General features: G+C 54.7%; 20 protein-coding genes. 11 read left to right on the forward strand and 9 right to left on the reverse strand.

Annotated elements, in window-relative coordinates; genetic code table 11:
* Positions 1-10 precede the first annotated feature (10 nt).
* Genes E0E37_RS05720 through E0E37_RS05735 form a run of 4 tightly spaced genes read left to right on the forward strand, consistent with a single transcriptional unit; the run spans position 11 to position 6,361 of the window.
* On the forward strand, positions 11-2,170 hold the full coding sequence (locus E0E37_RS05720; protein WP_130862030.1) for an RAMP superfamily CRISPR-associated protein: 2,160 nt from the start codon (positions 11-13) through the stop codon (positions 2,168-2,170).
* Positions 2,163-3,695: an RAMP superfamily CRISPR-associated protein gene (locus E0E37_RS05725; RefSeq protein WP_130862031.1), complete on the forward strand. Its 1,533-nt coding sequence runs from the start codon at positions 2,163-2,165 to the stop codon at positions 3,693-3,695. Before E0E37_RS05720 ends, E0E37_RS05725 begins: the two co-directional genes overlap by 8 nt.
* On the forward strand, positions 3,682-4,284 hold the full coding sequence (csx19, locus tag E0E37_RS05730; RefSeq protein ID WP_130862032.1) for a type III-D CRISPR-associated protein Csx19: 603 nt from the start codon (positions 3,682-3,684) through the stop codon (positions 4,282-4,284). The genes E0E37_RS05725 and csx19 overlap by 14 nt, the downstream gene beginning before the upstream one ends.
* Positions 4,253-6,361, forward strand: a complete 2,109-nt coding sequence (locus E0E37_RS05735) for a TIGR03986 family type III CRISPR-associated RAMP protein (RefSeq protein ID WP_130862033.1) — start codon at positions 4,253-4,255, stop codon at positions 6,359-6,361. The genes csx19 and E0E37_RS05735 overlap by 32 nt, the downstream gene beginning before the upstream one ends.
* Positions 6,362-6,537: 176 nt before the next feature.
* Here the strand turns inward: E0E37_RS05735 and spoIIID are convergent, their stop codons facing one another.
* The gene (gene spoIIID, locus E0E37_RS05740) at positions 6,538-6,804 is read right to left on the reverse strand and encodes a sporulation transcriptional regulator SpoIIID (RefSeq protein ID WP_130862034.1); all 267 of its coding nucleotides are present in this window, start codon (positions 6,802-6,804) and stop codon (positions 6,538-6,540) included.
* A 376-nt stretch (positions 6,805-7,180) separates the two neighbouring features.
* On the reverse strand, positions 7,181-7,906 hold the full coding sequence (locus E0E37_RS05745) for an aspartate/glutamate racemase family protein (protein WP_130862035.1): 726 nt from the start codon (positions 7,904-7,906) through the stop codon (positions 7,181-7,183).
* 279 nt (positions 7,907-8,185) lie between these two features.
* Here E0E37_RS05745 and E0E37_RS05750 point away from each other — a divergent pair, with 279 nt between their 5' ends.
* A complete protein-coding gene (locus E0E37_RS05750) occupies positions 8,186-9,583 on the forward strand; it encodes an MATE family efflux transporter (RefSeq protein ID WP_130862036.1) in 1,398 nt (465 codons plus the stop codon).
* 200 nt (positions 9,584-9,783) lie between these two features.
* On the opposite strand, the gene E0E37_RS05755 is transcribed toward E0E37_RS05750, so the two are convergent.
* Together E0E37_RS05755 and E0E37_RS05760 are read right to left on the reverse strand one after the other, a co-directional pair.
* Entirely contained in the window at positions 9,784-11,478 is a 1,695-nt protein-coding gene (locus E0E37_RS05755) for a DUF4179 domain-containing protein (protein ID WP_130862037.1), read from the reverse strand.
* Between the two features lie 2 nt (positions 11,479-11,480).
* Positions 11,481-12,023 carry an RNA polymerase sigma factor gene (locus E0E37_RS05760; RefSeq protein ID WP_130862038.1) on the reverse strand — a complete coding sequence of 181 codons (543 nt, stop codon included), beginning with the start codon at positions 12,021-12,023 and terminating at the stop codon, positions 11,481-11,483.
* Positions 12,024-12,238: 215 nt separating this feature from the next.
* Between E0E37_RS05760 and E0E37_RS05765 the strand changes: the two genes are divergently transcribed.
* A complete protein-coding gene (locus E0E37_RS05765; protein ID WP_130862039.1) occupies positions 12,239-13,066 on the forward strand; it encodes an undecaprenyl-diphosphate phosphatase in 828 nt (275 codons plus the stop codon).
* Between the two features lie 244 nt (positions 13,067-13,310).
* Here E0E37_RS05765 and E0E37_RS05770 read toward each other — a convergent pair whose 3' ends face one another.
* The 3 genes from E0E37_RS05770 to vanR are packed head-to-tail and all read right to left on the reverse strand — an operon-like array spanning position 13,311 to position 16,488.
* Positions 13,311-14,393, reverse strand: coding sequence for a D-alanyl-D-alanine carboxypeptidase family protein (locus tag E0E37_RS05770; RefSeq protein ID WP_130862040.1), 1,083 nt, complete (start codon positions 14,391-14,393; stop codon positions 13,311-13,313).
* A 48-nt stretch (positions 14,394-14,441) separates the two neighbouring features.
* The gene (locus E0E37_RS19275; RefSeq protein ID WP_130862041.1) at positions 14,442-15,845 is read right to left on the reverse strand and encodes a sensor histidine kinase; all 1,404 of its coding nucleotides are present in this window, start codon (positions 15,843-15,845) and stop codon (positions 14,442-14,444) included.
* Entirely contained in the window at positions 15,778-16,488 is a 711-nt protein-coding gene (vanR, locus tag E0E37_RS05780) for a VanR-ABDEGLN family response regulator transcription factor (protein WP_130862042.1), read from the reverse strand. The genes E0E37_RS19275 and vanR overlap by 68 nt, the downstream gene beginning before the upstream one ends.
* A 395-nt stretch (positions 16,489-16,883) precedes the next feature.
* On the opposite strand from vanR, the gene gdhA reads away from it, so the two are divergent.
* From gdhA to E0E37_RS05805, 5 genes are all read left to right on the forward strand, one after another.
* On the forward strand, positions 16,884-18,233 hold the full coding sequence (gene gdhA / locus E0E37_RS05785; protein WP_130862043.1) for an NADP-specific glutamate dehydrogenase: 1,350 nt from the start codon (positions 16,884-16,886) through the stop codon (positions 18,231-18,233).
* A gap of 293 nt (positions 18,234-18,526) precedes the next feature.
* Entirely contained in the window at positions 18,527-19,609 is a 1,083-nt protein-coding gene (locus E0E37_RS05790; RefSeq protein WP_130862044.1) for an amino acid kinase family protein, read from the forward strand.
* Positions 19,610-19,653: 44 nt separating this feature from the next.
* The gene (locus E0E37_RS05795; RefSeq protein WP_130862045.1) at positions 19,654-21,393 is read left to right on the forward strand and encodes an ABC transporter ATP-binding protein; all 1,740 of its coding nucleotides are present in this window, start codon (positions 19,654-19,656) and stop codon (positions 21,391-21,393) included.
* Positions 21,394-21,514: 121 nt separating this feature from the next.
* The gene (locus E0E37_RS05800; protein WP_130862046.1) at positions 21,515-22,186 is read left to right on the forward strand and encodes a YoaK family protein; all 672 of its coding nucleotides are present in this window, start codon (positions 21,515-21,517) and stop codon (positions 22,184-22,186) included.
* Between the two features lie 302 nt (positions 22,187-22,488).
* Entirely contained in the window at positions 22,489-24,156 is a 1,668-nt protein-coding gene (locus tag E0E37_RS05805) for an MBL fold metallo-hydrolase RNA specificity domain-containing protein (RefSeq protein WP_130862047.1), read from the forward strand.
* Between the two features lie 134 nt (positions 24,157-24,290).
* Here the strand turns inward: E0E37_RS05805 and E0E37_RS05810 are convergent, their stop codons facing one another.
* Positions 24,291-25,082 carry a PepSY domain-containing protein gene (locus E0E37_RS05810; RefSeq protein ID WP_246019641.1) on the reverse strand — a complete coding sequence of 264 codons (792 nt, stop codon included), beginning with the start codon at positions 25,080-25,082 and terminating at the stop codon, positions 24,291-24,293.
* Between the two features lie 176 nt (positions 25,083-25,258).
* Positions 25,259-26,122 (reverse strand): pentapeptide repeat-containing protein, encoded by an 864-nt coding sequence (locus E0E37_RS05815; RefSeq protein ID WP_165445224.1) that lies wholly within the window; start codon positions 26,120-26,122, stop codon positions 25,259-25,261.
* Positions 26,123-26,264: the final 142 nt, after the last annotated feature.

Below are 26,264 nucleotides of genomic sequence, written 5' to 3' on the forward strand. Positions count from 1 at the left end.
GGACAAGCTGATGAAGAGATGGAATTTACAGATCGAATTGAAAAGTGATTTCTGTACGACGACCGGGGAAGCAATACCGGGCATGCTCAACAGTAAGACCGCGCTGGAATATGGGATCCCGTATATACCGGCAAAACGTATAAAAGGTTGTCTGCTGGTAGCTGGGCGGGAGATGGCGGACAACGGCGTCATTTCGCAGGAGGCGCTCTTCCGGATCTTTGGCCGCCCGGGTTTGGAGCGTGCAGAAGGGATCCGGGTCGAGGACGGCCGTCTGAGCGCAGTACCGGGATATCTGTTTGGCCGTGAGAACGGGGAAGTGGTGGCGGCAGGGGAGTATGAGAGACTGCTGAAGACCGCAAAAGAGCGTACGGATATAGATGAGCAGCTGCTGGAGGATATTTTTACGGGAAAGAGGACCAGGACTGCCTTGGACAAGAAGAGGGGAACGGCGAAGAATCATTCTCTTCGCACCGTGCAGGTGGTTCCCGCAGGGATCCTCTTTACCAGCCGGATTGAGGGAGAATTGGGCGAGGAGGAAGAAAAGATCCTGCATTCCTGTGTCAAAGGACTTCGGCACATGGGGATCGGGATAACGCGGGGTATGGGAGAAGTTCGCTGCACCCTGAAGAAGATAGAATATGGGAACGAAGAAGTGAAGGAGTCTCTTTCTATTCTGAAAGAATTCCCGAAGGAGACGGAAATCAGTTTATCCTATGAAATCGAGCTGGAACAGCCTGTGGTCATGGCAGGCGGACAGGAGGACGGGCTGAACCAGATTCAGGCAAGCGCCGTATCAGGGGCCCTTGCAGGCATGTACATAAAAATGAACTCATTGGGCGACAGCGCTCATGAAGATGAGAGTTTTCGCAGGATCTTTCTGCGTGACGGCGTACAGTTTGGGAACGCTTTTCTCAAAAGAGACGGCATCCAATATGTGCCCGCACCCAAAGCCTTTGCTGTTCCCAAAGAAGACAGGAAAGCCTGGTTTAACAGCATGGCAGGCGGACAAGCTGTGAGAAAGAAACAAATTTCCAGCCAGATCTGTCTCGACACAAACGGGCTGTATCTGGCAGAGCCTCATAAGGAAATACATTTTCATCACGCCCGTCCGGCTGACAGGGGTATAGGCCATGCATTGAATGACCGGGCCGAAGATACCAGCGTCCCTACAGGACAGTTTTTCCACTACATTGCCCTGTCCAAGGGACAGACATTTGCAGGGAGCTGGAGAGGGAAGGCAGAGGATATTCTGGCTCTGACTAAATGTCTGGAAGCGTACCAGTATCGTTTGAGACTGGGGACATCAAAGACAGCGGAGTATGGAAACTGCAGGTTCCGGATCCTGGAAGCCGTTCCGGTCAGGCGGGAGCATAGAGAGCCTGCTGCCGGACAGCAGGATGAAGATCTGGCAAGGGGAAGGGAATGGCTTGTCTGGCTGCTAAGCCCGCTGGTGTATCGGAGCCCGTCAGATGGATCATACGCCACAGGATCCGATCCGCTGATCGCACAGATGAGCAAAGAACTGAACAGTAAAATAGAACAGATCGATTCCGTCTGCAGCAGCACGGTAATCAATGGATATAACAGCAAATGGAGACTCCCGGCGGCAGCCTGCCCCGCCGTTTCTGCAGGCAGTTCTTTTCATATCAGAACAGCCGGCGATGTGGAGGCCTGGGAAATAGAAGACATGCGCTGGGGAATGCTGACAGGGAGAGGCTGCGGGCAGGTGAAAGCAGTTCCCTGGGAGGACTGCGCCGGGGGAAAGATCATGGATGACGCTCCGGCAGAGCTGGGAAATGTGCGGGAAGACAAAGGGCCGTCTGTGGAAACGGATCGTTTTTTCAACGCGGTCTCTGAATACCGGGAAAAACGTCTGCAGCAGGAAGAAGCGGCCAGAAACGCTTTGGAGTGGCTGGATAAACAGGACAAGAACGCCATTCCTTCCGCATCTGAGATTTCCCTTCTCATCCAGATGCTGAAAGGTCGGGACGGAAGACCAAGAGATTATGAAGCGATAAGAAAAGAAGCGGAACGTATTTCCGGAGACGGAAAGCGGGCCCGTATCCTGAATTTCATGAAACCGTGCGGCGGCAAGTCCGCCGAATTTATGAAACAATACCTGGAAGCTGCGAAATGGAAGGCCAGAAAGAGGGAGGGAGAAGATGAGTGAGTCTGCTACAAACAACAATAAAATATGCGGCCGGCTATGCATTGAAATGACAGGCCGTCTGGCTTCTCCCCTGTCTGTTGGATCGGGAGAACAGGAACATACGGACGCGGATGTGATCGTTAACGCTCAGGGAACGCCATACATACCGGGAAGCACCCTGGCAGGGGCGCTGCGGGAATATGCAAATGCGGTAAAGGGAGACGCCGAGACAAACCGGCTGTTTGGAGCCTCTGAGAGCGCCGTGCCCGGAAGCGGGGACGACAGACAGAGCAGGATCTTTATTTATGACGCGGCAATCGAGCAGGCGGAAACCGGCGTTCGTGACGGAGTGAAGCTGAATGAACGAAAGACGGCCAGCCATATGGGAAAATATGAGCTGCAGTTTGTAGAACAGGATGCAGCCGTAACCTTTCGGATAGAGATTCTTCAGAGAGCAGAGCGCTTGGAAGGAACAGAGAAGATCAAGGCAATATGGGAACAAGATGAACAGTGGATCAAGTTATGGGTGCGGGGATTTAACGAGGGAGAACTGAGGCTGGGGGCGAAAAGCCGCAGGGGATACGGAAAAATCCAAATAGAGCGTGTTCGGGTGAAAAAATTCGATATGACGGATAAAGACGCCTATATGAAGTGGCTGGATTGGGGCTGGGATCAGGGAGATACATTTGAGACTTTAGAATGGGAGGAGGAGCAAAAGGAAGATTCGTATGCAAACGATGTTGGCCGGATCGAGTCTTGCCTGGAGATCCCTCTCCAGATCGCAGGAACACTGCTGGTGCGTACCTACAACACTGCCTTTGCCAGAACGGCGGACATTCCTGATTATGGGCAGATGACGGTGGGTGGAAAAGGAGAAAAAGCGACCATACCGGGCAGCAGCTGGGCGGGCGCCTTCCGAAGCCATATTGCGAAATTGGTGAAAGAAATTGGAGAGCTGGAAAACTGGGAAGAGGCGCAGCAGACACTGGAGCCGGTGTTTGGGACATGGATCGAGGCCCAAAAGCCGGATACAAAGAAGCCTGGCACAGGGAAAAACGCTCCGGAGCTATGTGCATCGCGGGTAGTATTTGAAGAAACTGTGATTGAGGGCGGACATGCACTGCCGACGGCCAGAATTGCGGTGGACCGGTTTACCGGCGGCACGGTGCAGGGGGCCTTATACGAGGAGACGCTCTGGACAGGCGGGACGATTCGGCTTCGGGTACGCTGGAAAAAGGACAGCGGAGAGCCGACGGACCAGGCGGTATGCGGCATGCTTCTCTGGGCAATTAAGGACTTGCAGTCAGGACTTCTGACGGTGGGCGGGGAAACCGCAGTGGGCCGGGGAATCTGCCGGCCGCAAGAAGGGGACGCCGGCATTCTACTGGATGGAGAACCGCTGGAGGAAGCGCGGCAGGAAGCGTGTATGCAGGCTGCGGCTTCATGGGTACAGACGGAAAAGAAGCGGAAAGAGAAGGCGCGGATTGAGCAGGATCAGAAAGAGAAGGAGCAGAATAGGAGGGGACAAAAGGATGAAACCATATGAACCGATCGGAACCATATCCGAGGAGGTAGCGATAGCGAGGATCGATAAATGGTTTCCGCAGCAGGCGAATCTGTATGCTGTTTTGGACTTTGCAGTCTGCTTTGGAATCTATGACAATGGCAGCTTTCTCGTGGGTCTGGAAGGAGAAAAGGCGCCGACGCCGTTAGAATGGAAGTTTTTGCGGGAGCTCCGTATTTTCGATGAGGAAAAGGAATTATTTCTGGTTCCGTCAGACTGTGGCTGGACGGGAAGAATACGAAGAGATACAGAGAGCTGCAAAATGGGAAATCAAACAGGGGAATATATCATTGATGAGCGGCAAAAGCTCTGGGGAAGGGTCGGAAAGGAACAGAAAGAAGGATTCGCGGGATGGACGCTTCTGGTATCCGAACGCGGAACAAGGATATGGATACCGGTAGAGCTTAGCGGCCAGGAAGAAGCCGCGATTCATGTGCGCAGGTATATGCGTGTACCCGATGTGAAAAAAGGAGAAGCGCTGGTATTTCAAAATGATATACGCATGGCAGCGTTTTGCCCCTGGGAAGGAGACTGTGAAGATGGCGAAAAAGAAGAAAGCAACGTTCAGTAAGGATCCTGATAAACGATTTGTCAATCCGTACAATTTTATCCCGCTGATGGGGAAATGTGAACGTGTGATTCCTGAGATAGAGCCTGATGATAACTATACGGGATATTTTGACTGCAGCATAAAGCTTCTGACCCCGTTGTTTATCCCGAATACTTCCTCCTCCTCAAGGCTGTTGACAGCAGAAGAAAAGAAGCAAATTGCGGGCGGGAAGGGCTATGATTTTTTCTCCTATGACGACTGGTCCAGTGAGAACGGACAAGATAACCAATTGCCGTTGCAAAAAGATTCTGACACTTCTGATTGCAAGCTGCCGCCGCCTGTGGAACCTGTGATCCCGGGCAGCGAGCTTCGTGGCGTGGTGCGCAGCGTGTATGAAGCGGCGTTCAAGGGGTGCATGTCTTCCGTGTCGCTGGACCGGCCGCTCTCGCGAAGGACCAATGAAGCAAAGCGTCCCGGCATTTTGAAAGAGGAAGATGGGAAATGGGTCATCCACCCGTGCCAGAAAGCCATGCTAAATGTACATACTGATGATGACCGTATGGGCAAGCTTGTTCCAGTGGAAATATATAACCAGTGGAAAGAGGGGCAGGAGATATGGATCAAGCTGAATGGAGAATATAAAAAGGAAATAAAGGGAAAAAATGTATTTATCGGGAAGCTGATAGGGGATTATAGAATCATTGAAAACAGCTACTTGGCGAACTGCAATGAGAAGATGCAGTCCCTGAGAGAAGACCTGAAGAAACAGAAGTATGTACAGGGCTGGCTTCACAAAGGAGAGACGTTTTCCAGAAAACATCATGAATCTGTCTTTTACAGCTGCGATTCTTCTGGGCAAGGTATTCTGACAGCTTGTCAGTCGGATATCGATCGTCTGAAAGAAATACTGGCGGAGTACCGTGACCCAAAGAAAAATCGGGCAGACAGTTTCAATAACGCGGGTTGGTATTTCGGCTATGAGGTATCTTCCGACGGAACCCCTGTTTATTTTAGCGAAATAAAAGACAGTCATGGCGATAGTCATGTCTATCTGTCGCCGGCCTGTATTGGCCGTGAAGCTTATGCAAAGACCATCGGGGAGCTGCTGAAAAACAATGGTGGATACGAACCCTGTACAGGTGAAGAATTGTGTCCCGCATGCCAGATCTTCGGGATGGTCGGAACGCCTGGAAAGAACGGGGCCTACGCCTGCGGATCGAAGATCAGAGTGACGGATGCAAGGCTGATCCGCCCGGTGGAAGACAGCAAGGAATTGTTTGAAAAGCCCATCATCCTGCCTGAGCTGGGAGAGCCAAAGCCCGGAGCGGTGGAGTTTTATACAAAGCCGCCCTATGATGGTGACGCAGCGAAGCCCCAGAAGGGGGAGGGGTTTTGGACCTATGATTATATGCACGAATTTCAGAACGGTAAGGTCACGAAACAGCTTTTGAGCAAGAAGCAACCGCAGCTGCGCGGGAGGAAGTATTACTGGCACGGCGAAGTGAATTTGGGAAAATACAAAGAAACGCATGCGAATAAAGTGAGCGCTATGAAGCAGAGAATACGTCCGATGAAAGCCGGAGAGCCGAATGACGAGCCGCGCTTTCACTTCCGTCTTTATTTTGAACAGCTGAGCAAACAGCAGCTGACGGAGCTGAAATGGGCCCTTGATTTCGGAAACGCAGCCTGCGCTCATAAAATAGGCCGGGCGAAGCCTCTGGGCTTTGGCAGCGTCCGGATCGCAGTCGACTCGCTGCACCTGCGTGAAATTGATCCTGAAACCGGAAGCTGGGCCATAAAAAGTCCTGGCCTGGAGGAGTTTTTCACAGATTCGCTTAAAGAGAACGAGGCCATGGAAATTGTACAAAAAATGGCCAATTGGGAGAAGAAGCCGCGGAATGTCAGGTATCCATCCGTGGAAGACAGAACCGTGGGGAATGGAAACAGGCAAAATGCCACCGCTTCCCATCAGTGGTTTACGAAAAATAAGGGGACAGTTTCAAGCCCTAATTTTTTCAAGGTGCTTCCTGAGGCGAAAGACGACGCTGAGGAAGATCTGAGACCAGAGACAGCTTTGTATACGTTGATTATAGAATAGTGAAAGCATGGCTCAAATCGTCTTCCGGCTGCAGTTGCAGGTAAGAATTTTCGGCCTGTGTGCTTATTTCAATCATACCTAATTTTACAACAACACAAAAAGAAACGGCTGAACCCAAAGCGGATATCAGTCGTTCCTTTTTGTATCGCGGTGTTCGTCTTGATGAGCGGGCGGACTTATTCCGCAGCTTCCTCATGTGTACCTTTATATTTCATCTGGGTGGCAAGGCCGCCGCGAATGTGGCGCTCTGCTTTGTTGCTGTCTAAAACGGTTTTGACTTCGTGGGCCAGGGCCGGGTTGATCTCCAGCAGACGTTCGGTCACGTCTTTGTGTACGGTGGATTTGCTGACCCGGAATTTTTTCGCCGCCCCGCGGACCGTCGAATTTGTCTCTATGATGTACCTTGCAAGTTCCAGAACACGCTCTTCTATGTAATCTTTCATATTTCCTTAACACCCCTTTATTTCTTGGTTTGTTGCGCAAAGTCTGCCTGCATTTTCCTTTTCCCGTTATCACATTTATATGTAGATGGTGTGAAAAGTATTACGCATAAGTTTTCCATAGGGGGAGAGGCGCAGAAAGGAGAAGAGTTGGGGGGAGCGGGGCCCGAAAGGGCTCCTGACCAGAGGGCCTGCGGGGCCGAACGGGCAAAATAAAAAGTCTCCGCGCTGCAGAAGCAGAACGCGGAGACTTTTTATGATATAGGAAAACAGACTGTTGATATTTCCTGTGTTTCCCAAAAGTTCACCTTGTGAAAGTGAGCCCGCAGGGCCAATATGTTTCCGACAGAAACTGTTTTATCTCAGAAGCCCGGTACGCTTAATAGAGGTTCAGATCCGCCAGGGCGATGGCCATGTGACCCATCATGGAGTTGAAGTCGAAGACGGGGAGTTTTACGGCTTCTCTGATCTTTGCGGCATAGGGGGGCAGATCCGTGCATTCCAGCACGATGGCGCCGATCTCGGGATGGTCGGCTACGCCTTTCTTTGCCACTCCGATGATCTCTTCGGTCACTGCATCCATATCGAATTTTTCATCCGGCTTGTCGAAGATCTTGCTCCACTCCTTTGCATCTTCGAGACCCATCACCTCCACGTTCATGTCGTCGGTGATGCCGCAGGCGTGAAAATGTTCTTTTGTGAGAGAACCTTTGTTGGCGGTGATGACGCCGACGGTCTTGTTCTTCCCGATCAGATTCTGGGCGAAGGGCACCTGCAGGAGCGCGGAAGTGAATACGGGCACGTCCAGCGCTTCCGCCAGCTCCTTCTGGAATATGGCGTTGAAGCCGCAGCTGGTGGTGATGGCCTGAATGCCTTCTTCCTCCACTAATTGCTTCGAAATGCGGATCATATTGGCGAGCAGTTCCTTGCTGGGATGGGTGATCACCGTTTCCACATTGGCGCCTTCCACGTAGATCAATCTCACGGGAAAGGGATACGATTCTCTGTTGGTGCTGTTTCCGGGCATGGTCTCAAGCTGCAGCAGGCCTTCGGGAACGTGTCCTTCTTCCCATCTCAATACCGCGATCTTTGGATTTCTGTCCATTTTGTTCCTCCGTTAAAATACAGTTAGTTGGATGATCCGGAAAAGAATTGCCGGTCCCGGGCTGTAGGGGCCGATCCTTTCCGAAATAATTCTCTTGATATTACTTAGTATATCTGCCCATTTTCAAAAGTCAATCGTTGACGGATGACGGATTTTCGCCTGTTTTAGAGACAGATTTCTGTCATTGACTTTCCGGATATGGAATGATAGGCTTTAGGAAGATAAAGAAAATCGGAGATCGCAGAAGATATAACGGGAAGCGTTTGCGGAGGGAGCGGCGTGGAGCAGGTACAGCAGGACAGATTGGATGCGGAAGCAAGGAAATCACTATACAGGCGGGTCATCTTTTTAGCATGGCCCGCTATTTTTGAGAATATTATGCTCTCCATGGTGGAGTACATCGACACAGCTATGGTGGGCAGCCTGGGGGCCTATGCCACAGCGTCTGTGGCGATCAACAATCCCGTCATGTGGATGATGAATGCGTCGATGTCGGCCATTGCAGTGGGCGGTACCGTTCTGGTGGCCCATCACATCGGGGCGCAGGAGGGGGATGAGGCCAGGCGGGTGAGCCAGCAGGCGTTTGTGATGGTTGCAGGCTTTGCGGCCGTGCTGTCCGTGCTTGTGTTCGCCCTCGGCGGCAGGCTGCCGGTATGGATGGGCGGAGAACCGGAGATCCAGGGGTACGCCACTTCCTACATACGTATTCTGTCACTGTGTTTTCTGCCGCATTTCACGGGTATCGTGCTGTCCGGCATCATGAGGGGAGCGGGCGATACGAGAACGCCCATGTACATCAATCTGATGACGAACCTCATCAACATCGTCGGAAACTTTCTGCTGATCTTTCCGGAACGGGATATGGTCCTGTTCGGCCAGAAGATCCACATGTGGGGCGCAGGTATGGGCGTGGCGGGCGCGGCGGCCGCGTCGGCGGTGGCTATGGGGGCCGGAGGCGCCACCATTTTTCTGCTGCTGGTTTTCCGCAGGAGCAGGGTCCAGCTGCAGTTTGCCGGTCTGAAGGTGGATCGGAGCATAATGAGCCGGATGCTTTCCGTGGGGGTTCCCGCCGCCCTGGAGCGGCTGGCCACCACGGTGGGACAGCTGTTTTTCATTCGCACGGTGGCCAGTCTGGGAACCGTAACACTGGCGGCCCATCAACTGGCAGTTACGTCGGAATCCATCTCTTACATGCCGGGCTTCGGATTTCAGGTAGCGGCCACCACTTTGGTGGGACAGGCGCTGGGGGCAAGGGATCCCAAAGACGCCAGACGCTGCGGCAACGTGGCTTTTTACATGTGCACGGCCTGTATGCTCTGCATGTCTCTGTGCCTGTACCTCTTCTCCGAACAGCTGATCAGTCTGTTTTCCCAAGTGCCGGAGGTGATCGAGCAGGGAAGCCAGGCGCTGCGGATCGTGGCTGTGGGCGAGACCTTTTTCGGGGCGGCGCTGGTCCTTACAGGCGCCCTGAGAGGCGCCGGAGACACGAAGGTGCCGTTTTACGTCTGCCTGCTGACCATGTGGGGGATCCGGCTGCCTGTGGCGTTTCTGTTCGTAAAGGTGCTGGATCTGGGACTTGCCGGCGCCTGGTACGCCATGGTCCTGGATCTGATGGTCAGAGGGGTCCTCATGTATCTGCGCTTCCGAAGCGACAAGTGGGAGCGGATACAGGTATGACAAGTCCGCCTGCTTCTCAAAAATAAAAGCTGGCCGGCGTCCCGGGAAAACAACCCGGACGCCGGCCATTTCTTTATCTGCAGGCAATATGGATGGCCTGACAGAGCCGGATCTGAATTCTGGCAGGGCCGAAACGGCGCCGACGCCGGGTGCGATCACAGGCCGACGCCTGATGCGATCACCGGCTGACGTCCGTCCGGTCATTCCAGAGGGATCAGCGTGCCGTCCACGGAGATGCCTGCCATGGTGTCCATCAGCTCCTGGTCGATGAACCGGCGCTCTTGGTCCTGGCCGTCCTGATTCTCCCAAATGTATCGATGTCTGAAGTATCCGCCTGTGGCATCTGTCACCAGGGATTGGTTCCATGTCAGCTCAATTTCAGAGCCGTCCTTGAGAACAGCCTTGACCTCCGGACGATACGGGGGATATCCTCGGTAAGGGGCGTCGCCTTCTGCGTGTTCCAGCCATTGGCCATAGAGGTTGACGCCCATCACGGAGATCCTGGCGTCGGTGATCTGAACCGTGCCTTCCTCCATCGATTCTACGATGTCTGTCTTCAGGTTTTTGGTCAGGCTTTCGTCGAAGGTGTACGACAGTGACCAATGCCCCCGGGAGATCAGCTCTTTGTCCTCGTAGGTGATGACCGGAATCAGATAGGCCAGGTCTTCCTCCGTATACGTTTTCCGTTCGAAGGAAGAGAAGACTGTATGCAGACCATCGGCGCTGCTGGTGCGCTGGCGGCTCCAGAGCGCTGTCTCCTGTGTACGCGTGTCCAGAAGACCTGAGACGGAAGCCTTGTTCTGCAGGGCGTTCTGCTCACGGATGGAAAGACCGGCTGTATCTAATTTTTCTTCGGGAAGAGATACGCTGAGATACAGATTGCCGCCTCCAATGGCCACTCCGGGGAAGCGGACCGCAGGATACGCGTCGCTCAGCTGTATATCGGCTATCGCTGTGGAAGCGGTCTGCAGCTTCATCTGTTCCCCCAGTTCCGAATACCACCGGCGGGATCCTTCCCTGTCTCCAGTGGCCTCTGCTCCGGTCAGACGCTCCATGTCCGCCTCGCTGAGATGGATGGGGCGGGCGTCGTATCCATCCTGCAGGCACAATCCCGAGTTTTCTAAATGGATCTCCTGTTCGTCAATGCTGTAAAGGGTGCCGGCCTCCACCGTGAGGGTCTTTCCCTTGATGGGGATCTCCCTTCCGTCCAGCTCGATGCAGTACAGGAGCTGTTTTTTGTCGTCGCTGAGCTGTTTGCCTTCCATTCCGCCCGCGGTTTTTCCATCCAGGAGAACGTTAAACTCGGCCAGTTCAACATTCTCGGGAAAGGAAGAACCGTCGGTGCGCTCAAAGGCTACGGTGAGCACACCGTCCGTCTCTCCGGGGATCACCTCCGCCAGTGTCATCCGTATTCCGTCAGAGGTCTGGCTGGAGTTGACGCGGAGGATCTGGCTGTCGGACAGTGGATCGATGCCGAAAAAAGTCTCGAAATATCCTTTCTGCACGGCGAAGACTGCGCAGCCCAGGCACAGGATCAGGACCGCTGCGGCTGCCAGGCGGCGCACCTGCCGGTTCAGACGTCTGCAGGCGCCTGGGGAAGGCGCGCCGCCGGCTGACTGTGCGCCGCCGGCTGACTGTGCGGAGCCGGCTGACTGTGCGGAGCCTGCGGCCGGCGTGGTCTCTTCTCCCGGTACGGCCTCTTCACGCTGGATCCGCAGAGCGGTGGACTCCCAGATCCTGCCCAGATCCACCTGTCTGGTGAGCTCGGCCGCCTCTGTATCGGATAGATCCAGATCAGCTGTCAGTGATGGATCCCAGCCGTCTCTGTTGTTTCCCATGTTTTTGTTGTCCTTTTTATCCCCTTTGTCTCTTTTGTCTTCGATCATCCGTTTCATTTCTATCCCCCCAATTTCTTCATGATCAGAGCAACCTGCTTCCGGGCCTTCAAAATCCGTGTGCTGGCCGTCTTTACGTTCATGCCCTTATCCTCTGCGATATCGGTCACCCGCTCCTGGTACAGATATCTGCGGACGAAAAGCTCCCTGTCTGATGCCTTCACGTCTGCGATGGCCTGTGAAAGTGTTCCGCGTTTTTCCTGCTGCAGATAACGGTCTTCGGCGGAAGGCTCCGCCGCGGCGGTCTCGCAGAGCTGGCTGTCAACGTGAGCCCTGTTGTTTCGCAGCGCGTTCAGAGCCCGGTTTCTGGCCAGGGTCCCGATGTACGGTTTCAGTGTGCCGCCGGTCAGGGTGATGGAAGCCCGCTTTTGCCAGAGTGTGAAGAACACGTCCGAACAGATCTCTTCCACATCCCAAACGGTCAGACGGGAGCCGCCCACCCGGGCGGCCACCGCCGCCGCATAGCGGGCGTATCGTTCAAAGAGAGTCTGAAAGGCGTCCTGATCGTCGGATCTCATGCGTTTCAGAAGTTTACCGTCATCCATTTGTTCACCATCCTTTCACCTATAACAACACAGGCGGGAGTTAAGATTCTGCGATATCTTTGAAAAAAATTTATTTCTGCCTGGGCTGGAGAGCTGAGAGGGAGCAGGAGGGCTTTTTCTATTGAATACCAGTCTGATTTGGGGTATACTTTTTAAGGTATCCGGTCTGACGCAAAAGAGGCCGGAGGATACGAAACGAGTAAAGGGGTTATGGAATGGATTGGATTGAACTGTTAAAAGCGGCCTTCCTGGGGGTTGTGGAAGGCATTACGGAGTGGCTGCCCATCAGCAGCACGGGACACATGATCCTGGTGGACGAGTTTATGAAGCTGAATGTCAGCGAGAACTTCTGGAATATGTTTCTCGTAGTGATCCAGCTGGGGGCGATCATGGCCGTCGTGGTCATTTACTGGAAACAGATCTTCCCGTTTTCTTTTAAAAAGAACGAGCCGCTCATAAAGAAAGATATTTTTGTCATGTGGTTCAAGGTGCTGGTCGCCATCATACCCACGATGATCATCGCCCTTCCGTTCGACGATCTGATCGAGGCCACATTCAACAATTACGTGGTGGTGGCCGTTGCGCTGATCGTCTACGGCGTGATCTTCATCGTCATGGAGAATCACAACAAGCACAGGAAGTTTACCATAAACGATATCTCGCAGATCACTTATAAAACCGCGCTGTTTATCGGTATATTCCAGGTGCTGGCCGTGATCCCGGGCACTTCCCGGTCCGGCTCCACCATCATCGGCGCCATGCTCATGGGCACATCCCGCACGGTGGCGGCGGAGTTTACCTTTTATCTGGCTATCCCCGTGATGTTCGGGGCCAGCCTGCTGAAGCTGGTAAAGTTTGGGTTTGTATTTACCCAGATGGAGATCGCCATCATGGTGGTGGGTATGGCAGTGGCCTTTCTGGTGTCCTGCGCTGCCATCAAGTTCCTCATGAGCTATATTAAGAAGTACGATTTCAAGGCCTTCGGTTACTACCGGATCGTATTGGGCATTCTGGTGCTGGGATATTTCTGGCTGTTCGCGTAGAAGGGCTTTATGGAAATAGACCGGGATCCCGCCAGGCGGACGCGGTCTCCGCGAACACAGACGGTCATAAAAACAGGCGGTCATAAAAACGGACGGTCATAAAAAACAGGCGGCTGTAAAAAGGTGAAAACTGTGCACGAACAGTTTTCACCTTTTTTGTTGCGTTTGCGGCAGGGTACGCCGGCCGTATGGTATGTTTTGAAAAGTCAGGCCTTGTAATAGAGGGCGGTATATTCCCGCCGGGCTACAGTGCGCCGTAGATCAGGCGGGCGTCGGTAATATTGAACTGCTCCGTATAATTGTTTCCGGGAGCGCCGGTGGTGATCAGGATATATTCCTGGCTGCCCTTGCGCGCCAGACTGGCCAGACAGAGACCGGCTTCGCCGGTGTAGCCTGTTTTTCCGCCCAGTACCAGCGTGCGGTTGACCTTCAGATCTTGCATCTTATAAGCCAGAGTGCTGTGGACCGTAAAGCCCTCGGGATGGAAGTTGGTGGGAGCGATCTCGTGTTTTTTCGCCGTGAGGACACTGCGGTAGATCGGATTTTTCAGGGCGTGCTCCATCAGGATGGCAAGATCCTGCGCCGTCGTATAGTGCTGCGGGTCGTGAAGGCCTGTGACATTGGTGAAATGCGTGTTTTTCATGCCCAGTTCCTGAGCCTTCTGGTTCATCAGATCCACAAAGCCCTGCTCAGATCCGGCGATAGAATAGGCCAGTCCCATGGAGCCGTCCGCACCGGAGGGCAGATGGCAGGCGTAGACCAGATCCAGAAGCGATACGGTCTCGCCGGGCTGAAAACCGGCCATGGAAGCGTGCCGTTTCGCCAGGATGGGAAAGATCTCGCTGGGAAGCGTATAGTTTTCCGACTGAAGGCGTTCCAGCAGCTTTTGGGGATCTGGGGTCTCCTGGGGATCCGTCGGATCCTCCGTTTCCGGCGTCTGGGGATCCGCCAGCGTGCCCTGAGACGCGTAAGTCTCAAGAAAGGTCAGCACAGTCATCATCTTGGTCAGGGAAGCGGGATACGTCTGCACATCGCTGTTCTTTTCATAGAGTACGGCGTGGTCGGACAGACGGATCAGCAGAGCGCAGGAACTGTAGAGGTCGTCCGCGTTCAGCTCCAGCGGCTTGGGCTGGATCAGGCTGAAGGCGGGTCTGGCTATGGAACCGCCGACGGAGCAGTCGCCGCCCAGCCCCAGACGTCCCGCAATACGGGGGATGATCAGACAGGCCGCCGCGACGAGCAGGGCAAGAAGGAAAAGGCTGGGGCGAACGCCGTTCCGACCGCGCTGTCTGCGGCGCCTGCGGCTGGTTGGCTTGACGGATTGCATAAAAAAGTCTCCTTTGGATCAGAAATGATAGAATGTCGGAAAAAGTGATCAGAGCTCTCTGGCGCTGCGGACGCCGTTTTGCGGAAGCTCCACAGTAAATCGGGTCACTCCACCTTCGCTCTCCGCGTAGATTCTGCCGTCGTGGGCGTTTACGATCTCGCGGGCGATGGCCAGACCAAGGCCGGCGCCTCCGGTTCCGGAGGAACGGGCGCTGTCCAGCCGGTAAAATTTTTCAAATATGCTGTCCAGCTTCTTGGCCGGAATGGTTTTTCCGTGATTGGTAATAGTCACGCGCACGATGTCTCGGGACAGTGCGCTGCTTCGGGAAGCGGGGCCCCCTGACCGCAGGGGGGCAGGGCCGCCTGGGGGGATCCGGGAAGCGGTGGACGGGGAATCGGCGGAGACCGCTTTGGGTCCGTGGCCCGAACCGGATCCTTTCTGGGGATCGGGGACGGGGTCCGGACCGATGGCGGTACCGGCGGCCAGACGTTCCGCGGAAAAGGGAGCCACCCGGGCGTCGATACGGATGATGCTGTTTTCATCGCTGTATGCGGCGGCGTTTTTCAGTATGTTGTTGAAGACCCGGGCCAGTTTGTCCGCGTCGCCGAAGACGGTCAGGCCTTCCGGGGCGGTGACCTCCGTTTTCTTTCCCTGAGGGGTCAGAATGGGGTAGAACTCATCGGCGATCTGCATGAGCATATAAGTGAGATTGACCGTATCTCTGTCCAGCACGATGGTCTGCAGGTTGAACCGGGTGATCTCAAAGAATTCGTTGATGAGCTGTTCCAGCCGGTAGGCCTTCTCCAGCGTGATATCCGTGTATTTCGACCGCTGCTCCGCGGGCATGTCGGGAGCTTCGGCCAACAGATTCAGATACCCGATGACAGAGGTCAGCGGCGTTTTGATGTCGTGGGCCAGATAGACGACCAGGTCATTTTTTCTCTGTTCCGCCTCTCTGGCGTCCCGCACCTGTTTCTGCAGCGCGTAGTTTACCGCATTCAGTCTCTGCTGTACAAAATCCAGTTCCGGAGAAAGTTCGATGGTGTCCTCCGTGCCTTCCGCCAGTTTGTCTACGCCCCGGGTGATCTCGGAAAAGTACCGCGTGAAGCGGCTCATGCTGATGTAGAAAGACAAGAGCAGCAGGAATACAAAGCCGATCAGAAGCCAGAAGGCTTTGTTTTCCCGAAACAGCGCGCTGTAAATGTAGATCGCGTCGTCGCGGGAGACCCGGAACACGGCGCGGCAGAAGGTGAGAAACCCTTCGGCGAAGCTGTCCTGAAAAATCCCGTCGATAAAAGCGAACTGGATAAAGAGACCGAGACCTACGGCGACGATCACCACGATGCAGACTTGGGACACGATCTTCAGTTTCAGACGTGTAAAATCATTTTTCAATTTTATATCCCACTCCCCATACGGTCTTAATATACTTAGGCTTTTCTGCGGAATCATTCATCTTTTCCCGCAGATGCCGGATATGCACCATGACGGTGTTGCTGTTGTTGGAATAGTATTTCTCCCCCCAGACCTCGTAAAACAGGTCTTCGGAGCTCACGACCTTGCCCCGGTTCTTGCAGAGGACCCACAGGATGGAAAATTCCAGAGGGGTCAGCGAGAGGGGTTTCTCGTTCAGCGTGCACTCGTGGGTGGCCGGATTCAGGACCAGACCGGAAAACGCGATGATGTCGTCTTCCTTTTCTCCGGAAGGCGTCTCCGGGCTGGTATTGTATTTTGTAAAACGACGGAGCTGGGCCTTTACCCGGGCGATGAGCTCCAGGGGGCGGAAGGGCTTGGTAATGTAATCGTCGGCTCCCAGCGTGAGTCCGGTGATTTTATCCAGCTCGTCGTCCTTGGCCGTCAGCATGATGATCGGGTAGTTGTGCTTCTCGCGGATCTTCTGGCAGATGCCGAAACCGTCCACTCCCGGCAGCATTACGTCCAGGATGGCCATGTCCAGCTTGGTGGTTTCCACGCAGGCCAGGGCTTCCGCCGAGGTGTAAAATTTGTGAACATTGTAATTTTCGTTCTTCAGATATAATTCGATCAGATCGGCGATCTCCTGTTCGTCGTCGACGATCAATATCTCTGCGCTCATGATGTGGCTTCCTTTCCAATATGGTATAAAAAACTGTGTGATTCGGATGCGGCGCGTTCGGCCGCGTCCCACACACGTGGGCTGCGTATGTCGAACACAGTCTTATTTTATATGAAAACAGTATGCTTGTCTCACATTTTTGATTAGGAATCTATTAAAAGTTGCTTAAGATAGAAAAAAAGCAGAGCATTTCGCGTCCGGCAGGCCGGGCTAAGGCGGCGCAGAAAAGGGATCGCGGGCCGCCGGCAAAAACGGCTGATATACCGCATAATATTCTGATTAGAATTTTATTTTAGAATATTTAGAAAAATTATTGACTTTCTACATATATTCTGGCATATTATTGTTTAATGAATACAAGAAATGAAAGAAAAAGAGAAGAGAGGTATGGATTTATGCATCTGAAGAACAGTTACTTGTCAGAAGTTTATTCGATCGCAAAGCAGAAAGACCCTAACAAACCGGAATTTTTACAGTCTGTACTGGAAATGCTGACTGCGCTGGAGCCTGTCATAGAAAAGCATCCAGGGCTCTGTAAAAAGGGTGTTCTCGAACGCCTCATCGAACCGGAACGATTTGTGCAGTTCCGCGTGGCCTGGGTGGACAGAAACGGAGACGTCCAGGTCAACCGCGGCTACCGGATACAGTTCAACTCTGCCCTGGGACCATATAAAGGCGGTCTGCGGTTTCACCGGACGGTCACGCCCTCGGTGATCAAATTCCTCGGTTTCGAGCAGACCTTCAAGAACAGTCTGACCGGCCTGCCGCTGGGAGGCGCAAAGGGCGGTTCTGATTTCGATCCCCACGGAAAAACGGAAACGGAGGTCATGCTTTTCTGCCAGAGTTTTATGAGCGAGCTGTTCCGGCACATCGGCGCCAGTACCGACGTGCCCGCGGGGGACATCGGCGTGGGAAACAGGGAGATCGGTTTTCTGTTCGGACAGTACTGCCGGCTACGCAATATCTCCGAGGGTGCGATGACGGGAAAGGGTATCTTCGCAGGCGGGTCGCTGCTGCGGACGGAAGCCACCGGCTACGGACTCTGCTATATGGCGGAGGAAACGCTGCAGCAGCTCTGCGGACAGTCTCTGGCGGGGAAAACGCTGGTGATCTCCGGTTCCGGCAACGTGGCGGTCTATGCGATCAAGAAAGCTCAGGAATTCGGCGCGCGGGTGGTGGCCGCCTCCGATTCCGACGGCTACATCTTCGACGAGGAAGGCATCGATCTGGAGCTTCTGCGGCAGATCAAGGAAACAGAGCGGGCAAGGATCAGCGAATACGCCGTGCGAAAACCGTCGGCGGTCTATACGGAGGGCAGCGAAGGGATCTGGAGCATTCCCTGTCATGTGGCCATGCCCTGTGCCACGCAGAATGAGATCACCCTGGAAGCGGCGGAAATGCTGGTGCGCAACGGCGTCACAGCTCTGTTTGAAGGCTCCAACATGTCGTGCACACTGAACGCCGTGCGATATCTGCAGCAGGAGGGGATCACCTACGTTCCCGCAAAGGCGGCAAACGCCGGAGGCGTGGCGGTCAGCGGCCTGGAAATGTCTCAGAACGCCGGTCACTCGTCCTGGAGCTATGAAAAGGTAGACCGGATCCTGAAGACGATCATGAAGAACATCTTCGCCCAGTCCTACGAGATGTCCGCTCAGTATGGAAGTCCGGGAAATCTGCTGATGGGGGCCAACGTGGCCGGATTCGTGAAGGTGTCCAACGCCATGCGCTGGCAGGGTGTGGTTTAGAAAGAAACATCCCTGACTTCGTAAAAAACAGGCTGAAATTTCAGCTGTTCATCGGAAGATGTATCACAGCAGAACGCTGTATGCCGGATAAGGCGGTCCGTCCGGGACCGGCGCTTATCCGGCTTTTTATAACATAGGAAATATCCCCTGTTCCAGGGGCCCGGCGGGGCAGGATCAAATGTAAGAAATATGGCGGAACCCCTTGAATTTTTCTTTCCGCTCAAGTAAACTAACCACAAAAGCAGACCGTGCCGGCTGACGGCAGGGAAACGGACTCGGGAGGGGATAACAACATGAATGTAGTCAGAAAGTATGGAAAGAACAGCATAAACAGCGCGGAAAAAATGAAGGCTGTGGCAGAACATCTGGCTGCGGCCCGAAAACCCGGGGACGGCATGGTGGTGGTGCTCAGCGCTTCCTGTTATGCGGCGGATGGAAAGAACGCGGCGGAGACGCTGGCGGCCGGACTGCGGGAAGCGGGGGTGCAGACCAGTGTATTCGCGGGGTTTGATCCGGAACGGTTTCCAGTGCTTGAACTGGAGGAGGTCTGCGCCGCCGGGGCTGCCGCGGTGGTGGAGGGACCTGCCGCCGCTGGAAATGAAAACGATCCGGTCCGGTGCGGCGCGGAGACGCTGGCGGTGATCATCGCCGCTGAGCTGGGCTGCGACTGTGAGATCTATTCGGACGTCAGCTGCGTGTACTCCGTAGATCCGGAGCTCTATCCCGCCGCCAGAAGGCTGCCTATCGTCACCTACGAGGATATGATGGAACTGGCGGCGCTGGGAACGGGGCCGCTGGAGGCGAGAAGCGTGGAGCTGGCGAGGAAATACGATGTTCGGCTGTTTGTTACGGAAGCGCTCAGTGAAGATCACAGCAGGGGGACTTATGTTATGAATGATTCAAATTATATGAAGGATATGGCGGTAACGGGAATATCCACCGCCGACAATTATACCATCGCTACGGTGGGGAACATGGAGGACGACGGCGCCGCGGCGGCGGAACTCTTTGAAGTGCTGGGGCAGCTTTCCGTGAATGTGGATATGATCTCAAAACAGATCCAGGCCGACGGCAGGTGCGCGATCTCCTTCAGCTGTCCGGGGCAGGACGGCCCCAGGCTGAAAAAGCAGCTGGAGACGGACTCTCGTTTCGCGGGAACGGAAGTCAGGCTGAAAGAAAATCTGGCCATGATCTCCCTTGTGGGAGTGGGGATGGCGATCCGGTCCGGCGTGGCGGGAAAGGTGTTCGCCGTGCTGCGCAAGGCGGCGATCCCCTGCTACCATATAACGACTTCGGAGATCTCCATTTCGCTGGCAGTGGATATGGAGAACAAGGAGAAGGCGGTGACCGCCTTCGGAAGGGCCTTTGAGCTGTAGTGAAAAAGCGCCTGCGGGGCGCGGAAAGGAGAATCGGGGGGAGCATGGAGAAGTCGCATTCTAATTTACAGTTGATCCGAAGATTTGCGCCCTATTTTAAAAAATATAAAGGAGTATTGCTTCTCGATCTTTTCTGCGCGTCTCTCACCACGCTCTGCGAGCTGGTGCTGCCGCTGATCGTGCGGTATATTACCAACATGGGTATGAACGATCTGGAGGGGCTGACGGTTCAGATCATTCTGAGCCTGGGGGCGGTCTATATGGCGCTGCGCGTGGTGGATGTGCTGGCCAATTATTACATGGCCAATATCGGACACATGATGGGGGCGCGTATCGAGACGGATATGAGAAAGGATCTATTCGCCCATCTGCAGGATCTTTCCTATTCGTTTTACGATAATACCAAGATCGGTCAGATCATGGCCCGGATCACCAGCGATCTGTTCGACGTGACGGAGTTCGCTCACCACTGTCCGGAGGAATATTTCATCGCAGCGCTGAAAATAGCGGTCTCCTTCGCCATACTGGCTCAGACCGATCTGCTCCTGACGCTGATCATCTTCGCCATTTTGCCGGTGATGATCGTCTGTTCCATGATGTTCAACACCAGAATGCGCCGGGCCTTTAAAAAATCCAGAAACCAGATCGGCGAGCTGAACGCGCAGGTGGAGGACAGTCTTCTGGGCGTCCGCGTAGTAAAATCCTTTGCCAATGAGGAAGTGGAGGAAAAGAAGTTCGAGGAGGGAAACAGCGGCTTCCTGAACATTAAGAAAGAAATGTACCGCTATATGGCAGGCTTTCAGAGCACTACCCGTCTATTTGACGGGATCATGTACATCACCGTGGTAGTGGTGGGCGCGCTGTTCATGATACGCGGCAAGATCACGCCGGCGGATCTGGTGGCCTACCTTCTGTATGTGACCATGCTTTTGACGGCTATCCGGAGGATCGTGGAGTTTACGGAGCAGTTTCAGCGGGGAATGACCGGGATCGAGCGGTTTATCGAGATCATGGACGTCCCGGTGGAGGTGGACGACGCGCCGGACGCAGAGGTGCTGCCGCCGGTGAAGGGCGACATTTATTTTGAAAATGTAAGTTTCGAGTACGAGGAGGGAAAAGGCCGCGTGCTCTCCAATATTTCGCTGCACGTGGAGCCCGGGGAAAATGTGGCGCTGGTAGGCCCCTCGGGAAGCGGAAAAACCACGATCTGCAATCTGATCCCGCGGTTTTACGATGTGTCCGCCGGGCGCATCCTCATAGACGGCTGGGATATCAAGGATGTGACAATACAGTCTCTGCGCTCCCAGATCGGAATGGTGCAGCAGGATGTCTATCTGTTTTCCGGCACGGTATACGAGAATATCGAGTACGGCCGCCCGGGAGCCGGGAAAGAGGAGATCGTGGAGGCGGCCAGAATGGCGGGAGCCCACGACTTCATCGTCGGTCTGGAGAATGGATACGATACTTATGTGGGAGAGCGGGGCGTGAAGCTGTCAGGCGGCCAGAAGCAGCGGATCAGCATTGCCCGGGTCTTCCTGAAAAATCCGCCGATCCTGATACTGGATGAAGCCACCTCGGCGCTGGACACAGAGAGCGAGCGGCTGGTGCAGGCGTCTCTGGAAAAGTTGGCGAAGGGCAGGACAACATTCACCATCGCTCATCGTTTATCGACAATCCGCAACGCGTCCGTCATTTTGGTGCTCACGTCGGAGGGCATTGTGGAGCAGGGCACCCACGGGGAGCTGATGGAGAAAAAGGGAGTTTATTACGAGCTGAACAAATGAGTCCGGCCCGGTGCGCCGGGAAACAACACGGGATCTCAAATCGCGACGCAAATCGACAATATACGATTTGCGTCGTTTTGCAGTATGTTTCACATGATCGTATTCAGTTGGAGGTGGTAAGATGATACAGGAGCGGCAGATGTCGGAGACCTACCGCATCGGGGTGATCCTGGCCATGGTGGGCGGGTATCTGGACGCCTACACTTATCTGTGCAGAGGCCGGGTATTTGCCAACGCTCAGACCGGCAATATCGTACTGCTGGGAATCAACCTGGCGGAGGGGCAGTGGCGGACGGCCTCCTATTATCTGCTGCCCATACTGGCCTTCGTCGCCGGGATCTTTGTGGCCGAAGGGATCAGAAGCAGGAGGGGACGCGGCGAAGCGCTGCACTGGCGTCAGATCGTGGTGGCCGTCCAGCTGGCCGCGCTGCTGGGAGCCGCCTTTCTGCCTGCGGGGAAATGGGATCCTCTGGTAAACATAATCGTATCTTTTGTCTGCTCGATGCAGGTGGAGACCTTCCGCAAGGTCAACGGGATAACCTGCGCCACAACGATGTGCACGGGCAATCTGCGCAGCGGAACAGAGCTTCTCTTCCGCTTTCGGCGGAGCGGCGATATGCAGGCGCGAAAGGATGCCTTGCAGTACTACGGCATCATTCTGTTCTTTATCGTAGGCGCGGCGGCGGGAACACTGATCAACGGCATGGCCGGAGAAAGATCCGTGCTTGTCTGCTGCGCCGCCCTGCTGTTGGTATTCCTTCTCATGCACAGGTGGAAGCGGGACGGCGTGTAAAAGAAGGCCTGCAGAACAACTGCCGCCGGGACCGATAGAGACCCTCCGGTATTTTTCCGACATTTTCCCCTATTTGTGGGGCGCGTTTTATGCTGATCTGTGTTATACTGTGAATACCTTCTGCTGACAAGAGCGCGCGGTTCGTGTGCCCTTGCAGGCGGAGGGGCCGATCATTCATACAACAGACCGGAAACCGCCGTCGATGGAGCGGGCGCGGCGTAAAGGGGCGGCGCAGGGAATGCGGCAGTCGGCACCGGGCGGAGGTCTGTGGGCAGAGGCGCGTCAGAAGAACGGAGGAATCTATGAAAATAGAATTTTGCGGAGCAGCTACCTCGGTCACGGGGTCCTGCCATTTGATTACAACAGAAAAGCACAAAGTCCTGCTGGACTGCGGGCAGTTTCAGGGCGGAAAAGCTATGGACGCCCTGAATTACGAGGAGTTTCCCTTCAACCCGGCGGATATCGACTACGTGGTGCTCAGCCATGCGCACGTGGACCACTGCGGACGGCTTCCGCTGCTGGTAAAGCGGGGATTCAGAGGAAGGATCTACTGTACGGACGCCACGGCGGATCTGCTGTCCGTCATGCTGAAGGACTGCGGATACATACACGAAAAAGAAGCGGAGTGGAAAAACCGCAAGGCGGAGCGGGCGGGAAAAGCAAAGACGGAACCGCTCTACACAGTCAACGACGCGGTGGAGACTTTAAATTATGTCACCCCGGTGCTCTACGACCAGTTGGTGGAGCTGAATGAGGAGATGAGGATCGTCTTCAACGACGCGGGTCATATTCTGGGCTCGGCCATTATCGAACTGTGGGTGGAGGAAGAGGACAATGTATCCAAGATCGTCTTCTCCGGCGACCTGGGCATGATGGACCGGCCGATCCTGCGCAATCCTACGCTGATCAAAAAAGCGGATTATGTCATCATGGAGACCACCTATGGAAATCGTCTCCACGAGAAGAATTCCACCAGTATCAATCAGCTTATCGACATCGTGCTCAAGACCACAAGAAGGGGAGGTACAGTAGTCATTCCTTCCTTTGCGGTAGGCAGAACGCAGGAGCTGATCTATCAGTTCAACCGGTTTTACGAGGACAATTCCGAATACAAGGCGGAGTTGGATAAATTGTTCGTATATATCGACAGCCCCATGGCGACTACGGCCACGGAGGTGTTTAAGCGAAACGCCCAGGTGTTTGACGAGGAGACAAAGGCCTACATCATGAAGGGCGACAATCCCCTGGACTTCAAGAACCTGAAATTCACAAGGACCAGCGAGGAATCCCGGATGCTGAATCTGGATCCGTCGCCGAAGATCATTATTTCCGCCAGCGGCATGTGCGAGGCGGGACGCATCCGGCATCATCTGAAGCACAATCTCTGGAATCCCAAGTCCAGCATTGTCTTCGTGGGATATCAGGCGGAGGGAACGCTGGGCCGCCTTATCGTAGAGGGCGCTAAGGACGTGATGCTCTTCGGCGAGGAAGTCCACGTAAACGCGGAGATCTACAATCTGGAAGGATTCTCCGGACATGCAGACAGAGACGGGCTGCTTCAGTGGCTCAGAGGATTCCAGAATAAGCCTCACGATATTTTCCTGGTCCACGGCGAGCCGGATTCCAAGCACGATTTCGCGGATACGGTGAAAAAAGAACTTGGCTGGGATTGCACGGTGATCGAGGGGATCTCGGAATTCGAACTGGCGAAAGAGACCGTCATGACGATGCAGGAAGTGGCGGCGGATGTGGCCAGCAAGGAACAGATCCTCAGCGTGCGGGACCGGATCGCGGATATCCACGACGATCTGGAAAAGATCCTCTACAACGCGCAGCTGGCGGTGGGAGACCGCATCTCGCCGGAACGCATGGTGGAGATCAACAATATCGTGCTGGAGCTGGAAAAGAGCGCTCTGAATCTGGGTTCTGCGGTCACGGAAGAAGACCGTTCCGGAGAGACGGCGGTATAACCGGAAAAAAGTGCGGATAGATCTGTTGTTTCTGTTCAAGGAGAAAAAGAGCGATACCCGGTCAAATAACCAGGTATCGCTCTTTTTTCGTTTTTGCCGATCCCCACTGACGGATGGATCCTTTCCTGCCCGGATCAGTCGTCGTAATCCGCTTCCCACTTGAGGAAGTCGCCGGTGACCGCGTCGATCTCGAATTCATATTCCGTGCGGTCCTTTTTCAGTTCGCCTTCATAGATCGCCCGCCCGTCGTCATGATCCAATTCGATTGAGGTCAGCACCGCTCCGTTGGGAGCTTTTTTCAGCGCCAGAGATTTTGCTTTTTCCAGGCTGATGTAGTTTTTGCTGTCAGTTCCGCCGGGGATGGAGTAGCCGTCAGCCTCATGGTCCCAGCTGCGGATCTCGCCGGTGAGGGCGTCAATGTCGTAATCGTACTCGGTGCTGCCGCTGTAAAACTCGATCTCATATTCGGCGCGGCCGTCGTCCCAGTCCAGCTTCGCTTTGAAGAATGTGGCGTCGGAAGCCTTGACTCCGGCGTGCTTCAGAGCGATGGATTTCGCTTTCTCTACCCCGATATAGTCGGAAGCGTCGTGATCGGGCGGAGTCACCGCGCCGGAGGAGCCGGTATTGCCGGTGAGAGTCACCGTCTTAGTCTTTCCGTTCCAGTCCACGTCCATATCCAAAGCCCGCGCCACGGCTCTCACCGGCAGGTAGGTGGTGCCGTCGATGGTAAAGGGTTCGACTACATTGCCCTTGCCGTCCCTGGGGGTCACAGTCTCCCCGTTGATCACCAGCTTGATGTTGTCGTAGACGAGCTTCGCTGTCTGGCTGCCCTGGGCGGCCATGACCGGGACTGCCAGCCCCATGACGAGGACGGCTGCCAGCCCTCCTGCAAGCATATCTCTGATCCGACTCATTTTCCTCTTCATAATTCTTTCCCTCCTGATTTTTTAATCATCATTATTTAAGTTTCTGCAGCTGCATTTGTGTTTCTATTTTAATAATGCGGCAGCGTCTTATTTTATTGCATCAAAAAAATATTTTTTTCATTTCCAGCGGAAAAGACGCGGAAACACATCAGGAAGCAGGAGAAGGGGAAAAGAAGTTACCAGTGGTCCGGCCGCAGCAGATGTGGAGACAGTCTGGTGCTTCGGTCGCCTTTGGCGGAGGCTAGCTGTTCCGGCGTGAGGAAAAGACTGTCCCGGAGGTCGGCGCCGCGCAGGTCTGCATCCCGGAGATCCGCGCCCAGAAAGCTGACGCCCCGCAGGCTGCAGCCTGACAGATCAGAGGCGATCAGAAGCGCGGCGCTGAAGTCGCGTCCGTCCAGCTTTTTGCCCCGGAAGCGCTTCCCGATCAGATCGCGGTCCCGGGAGGAACCGGAAGCGCCGGAGCCTGCGGAGCCGGGGGATACGAACGCCGCCGTCAGGGCGATGGTCTCTTTCAGGACCCCGTTGACCCTGGCCCTCAATTCATCCGCCGCGCCCTCCTGAAGCCGGGCCAATATCGTCTGCGGCGGCATCATACAGCAAGCGTCTACTTCGCAGATGAGGGCGCCGGTCCGTGGCAGAAGGGAGGCTGCAGGCACGAGTGTGGAAGCCTCGATCAAATACCAGAGCATCTGGTGGAGAAGACGCATCTCGGGAAAGAGCCGGCACATTTCCGCCGCCGTCTCCCTGCTTTCGCTCCACGATCTGCCGCTGTAAAGGCTCCGGGTGATCCGCTGGCCTGCGCCCAGACAGTCAAAATGGATGCAGCCCTTCAGGCCCCGCTCCGCCAGCTCGCTGTGAACAGCGCAGCGGAAATCTGACTGCAGATTCCGGCAGGGCACTCCCGGCGCTTTGTCCTGGGGAAATCCGTCCAGCTTTGAAAAGTACAGTGCAAAGCAGCACAGACCGCAGCAGGATGTACAGTCGCTCTTCAGGTTTTTCATCAGATCCGTATACGGCGAGCTGCCGCGCAGTTGTTTCATCGTGTCCTCCATCATACTGTTGTTCCGCGCAGGGCGTCCGCCGCGCACAGAACCTGGATGCTATCTGTTCTTCAGATAGTATACCACAGCCTGCTTGCCGCGGTCCATCATGGCATTTTTACAGGAGTTTTAACAAAAATGA

It is taken from the genome of Bacilliculturomica massiliensis, from assembly GCF_900605495.1.
GTDB lineage: Bacteria > Bacillota > Clostridia > Peptostreptococcales > Anaerovoracaceae > Bacilliculturomica > Bacilliculturomica massiliensis.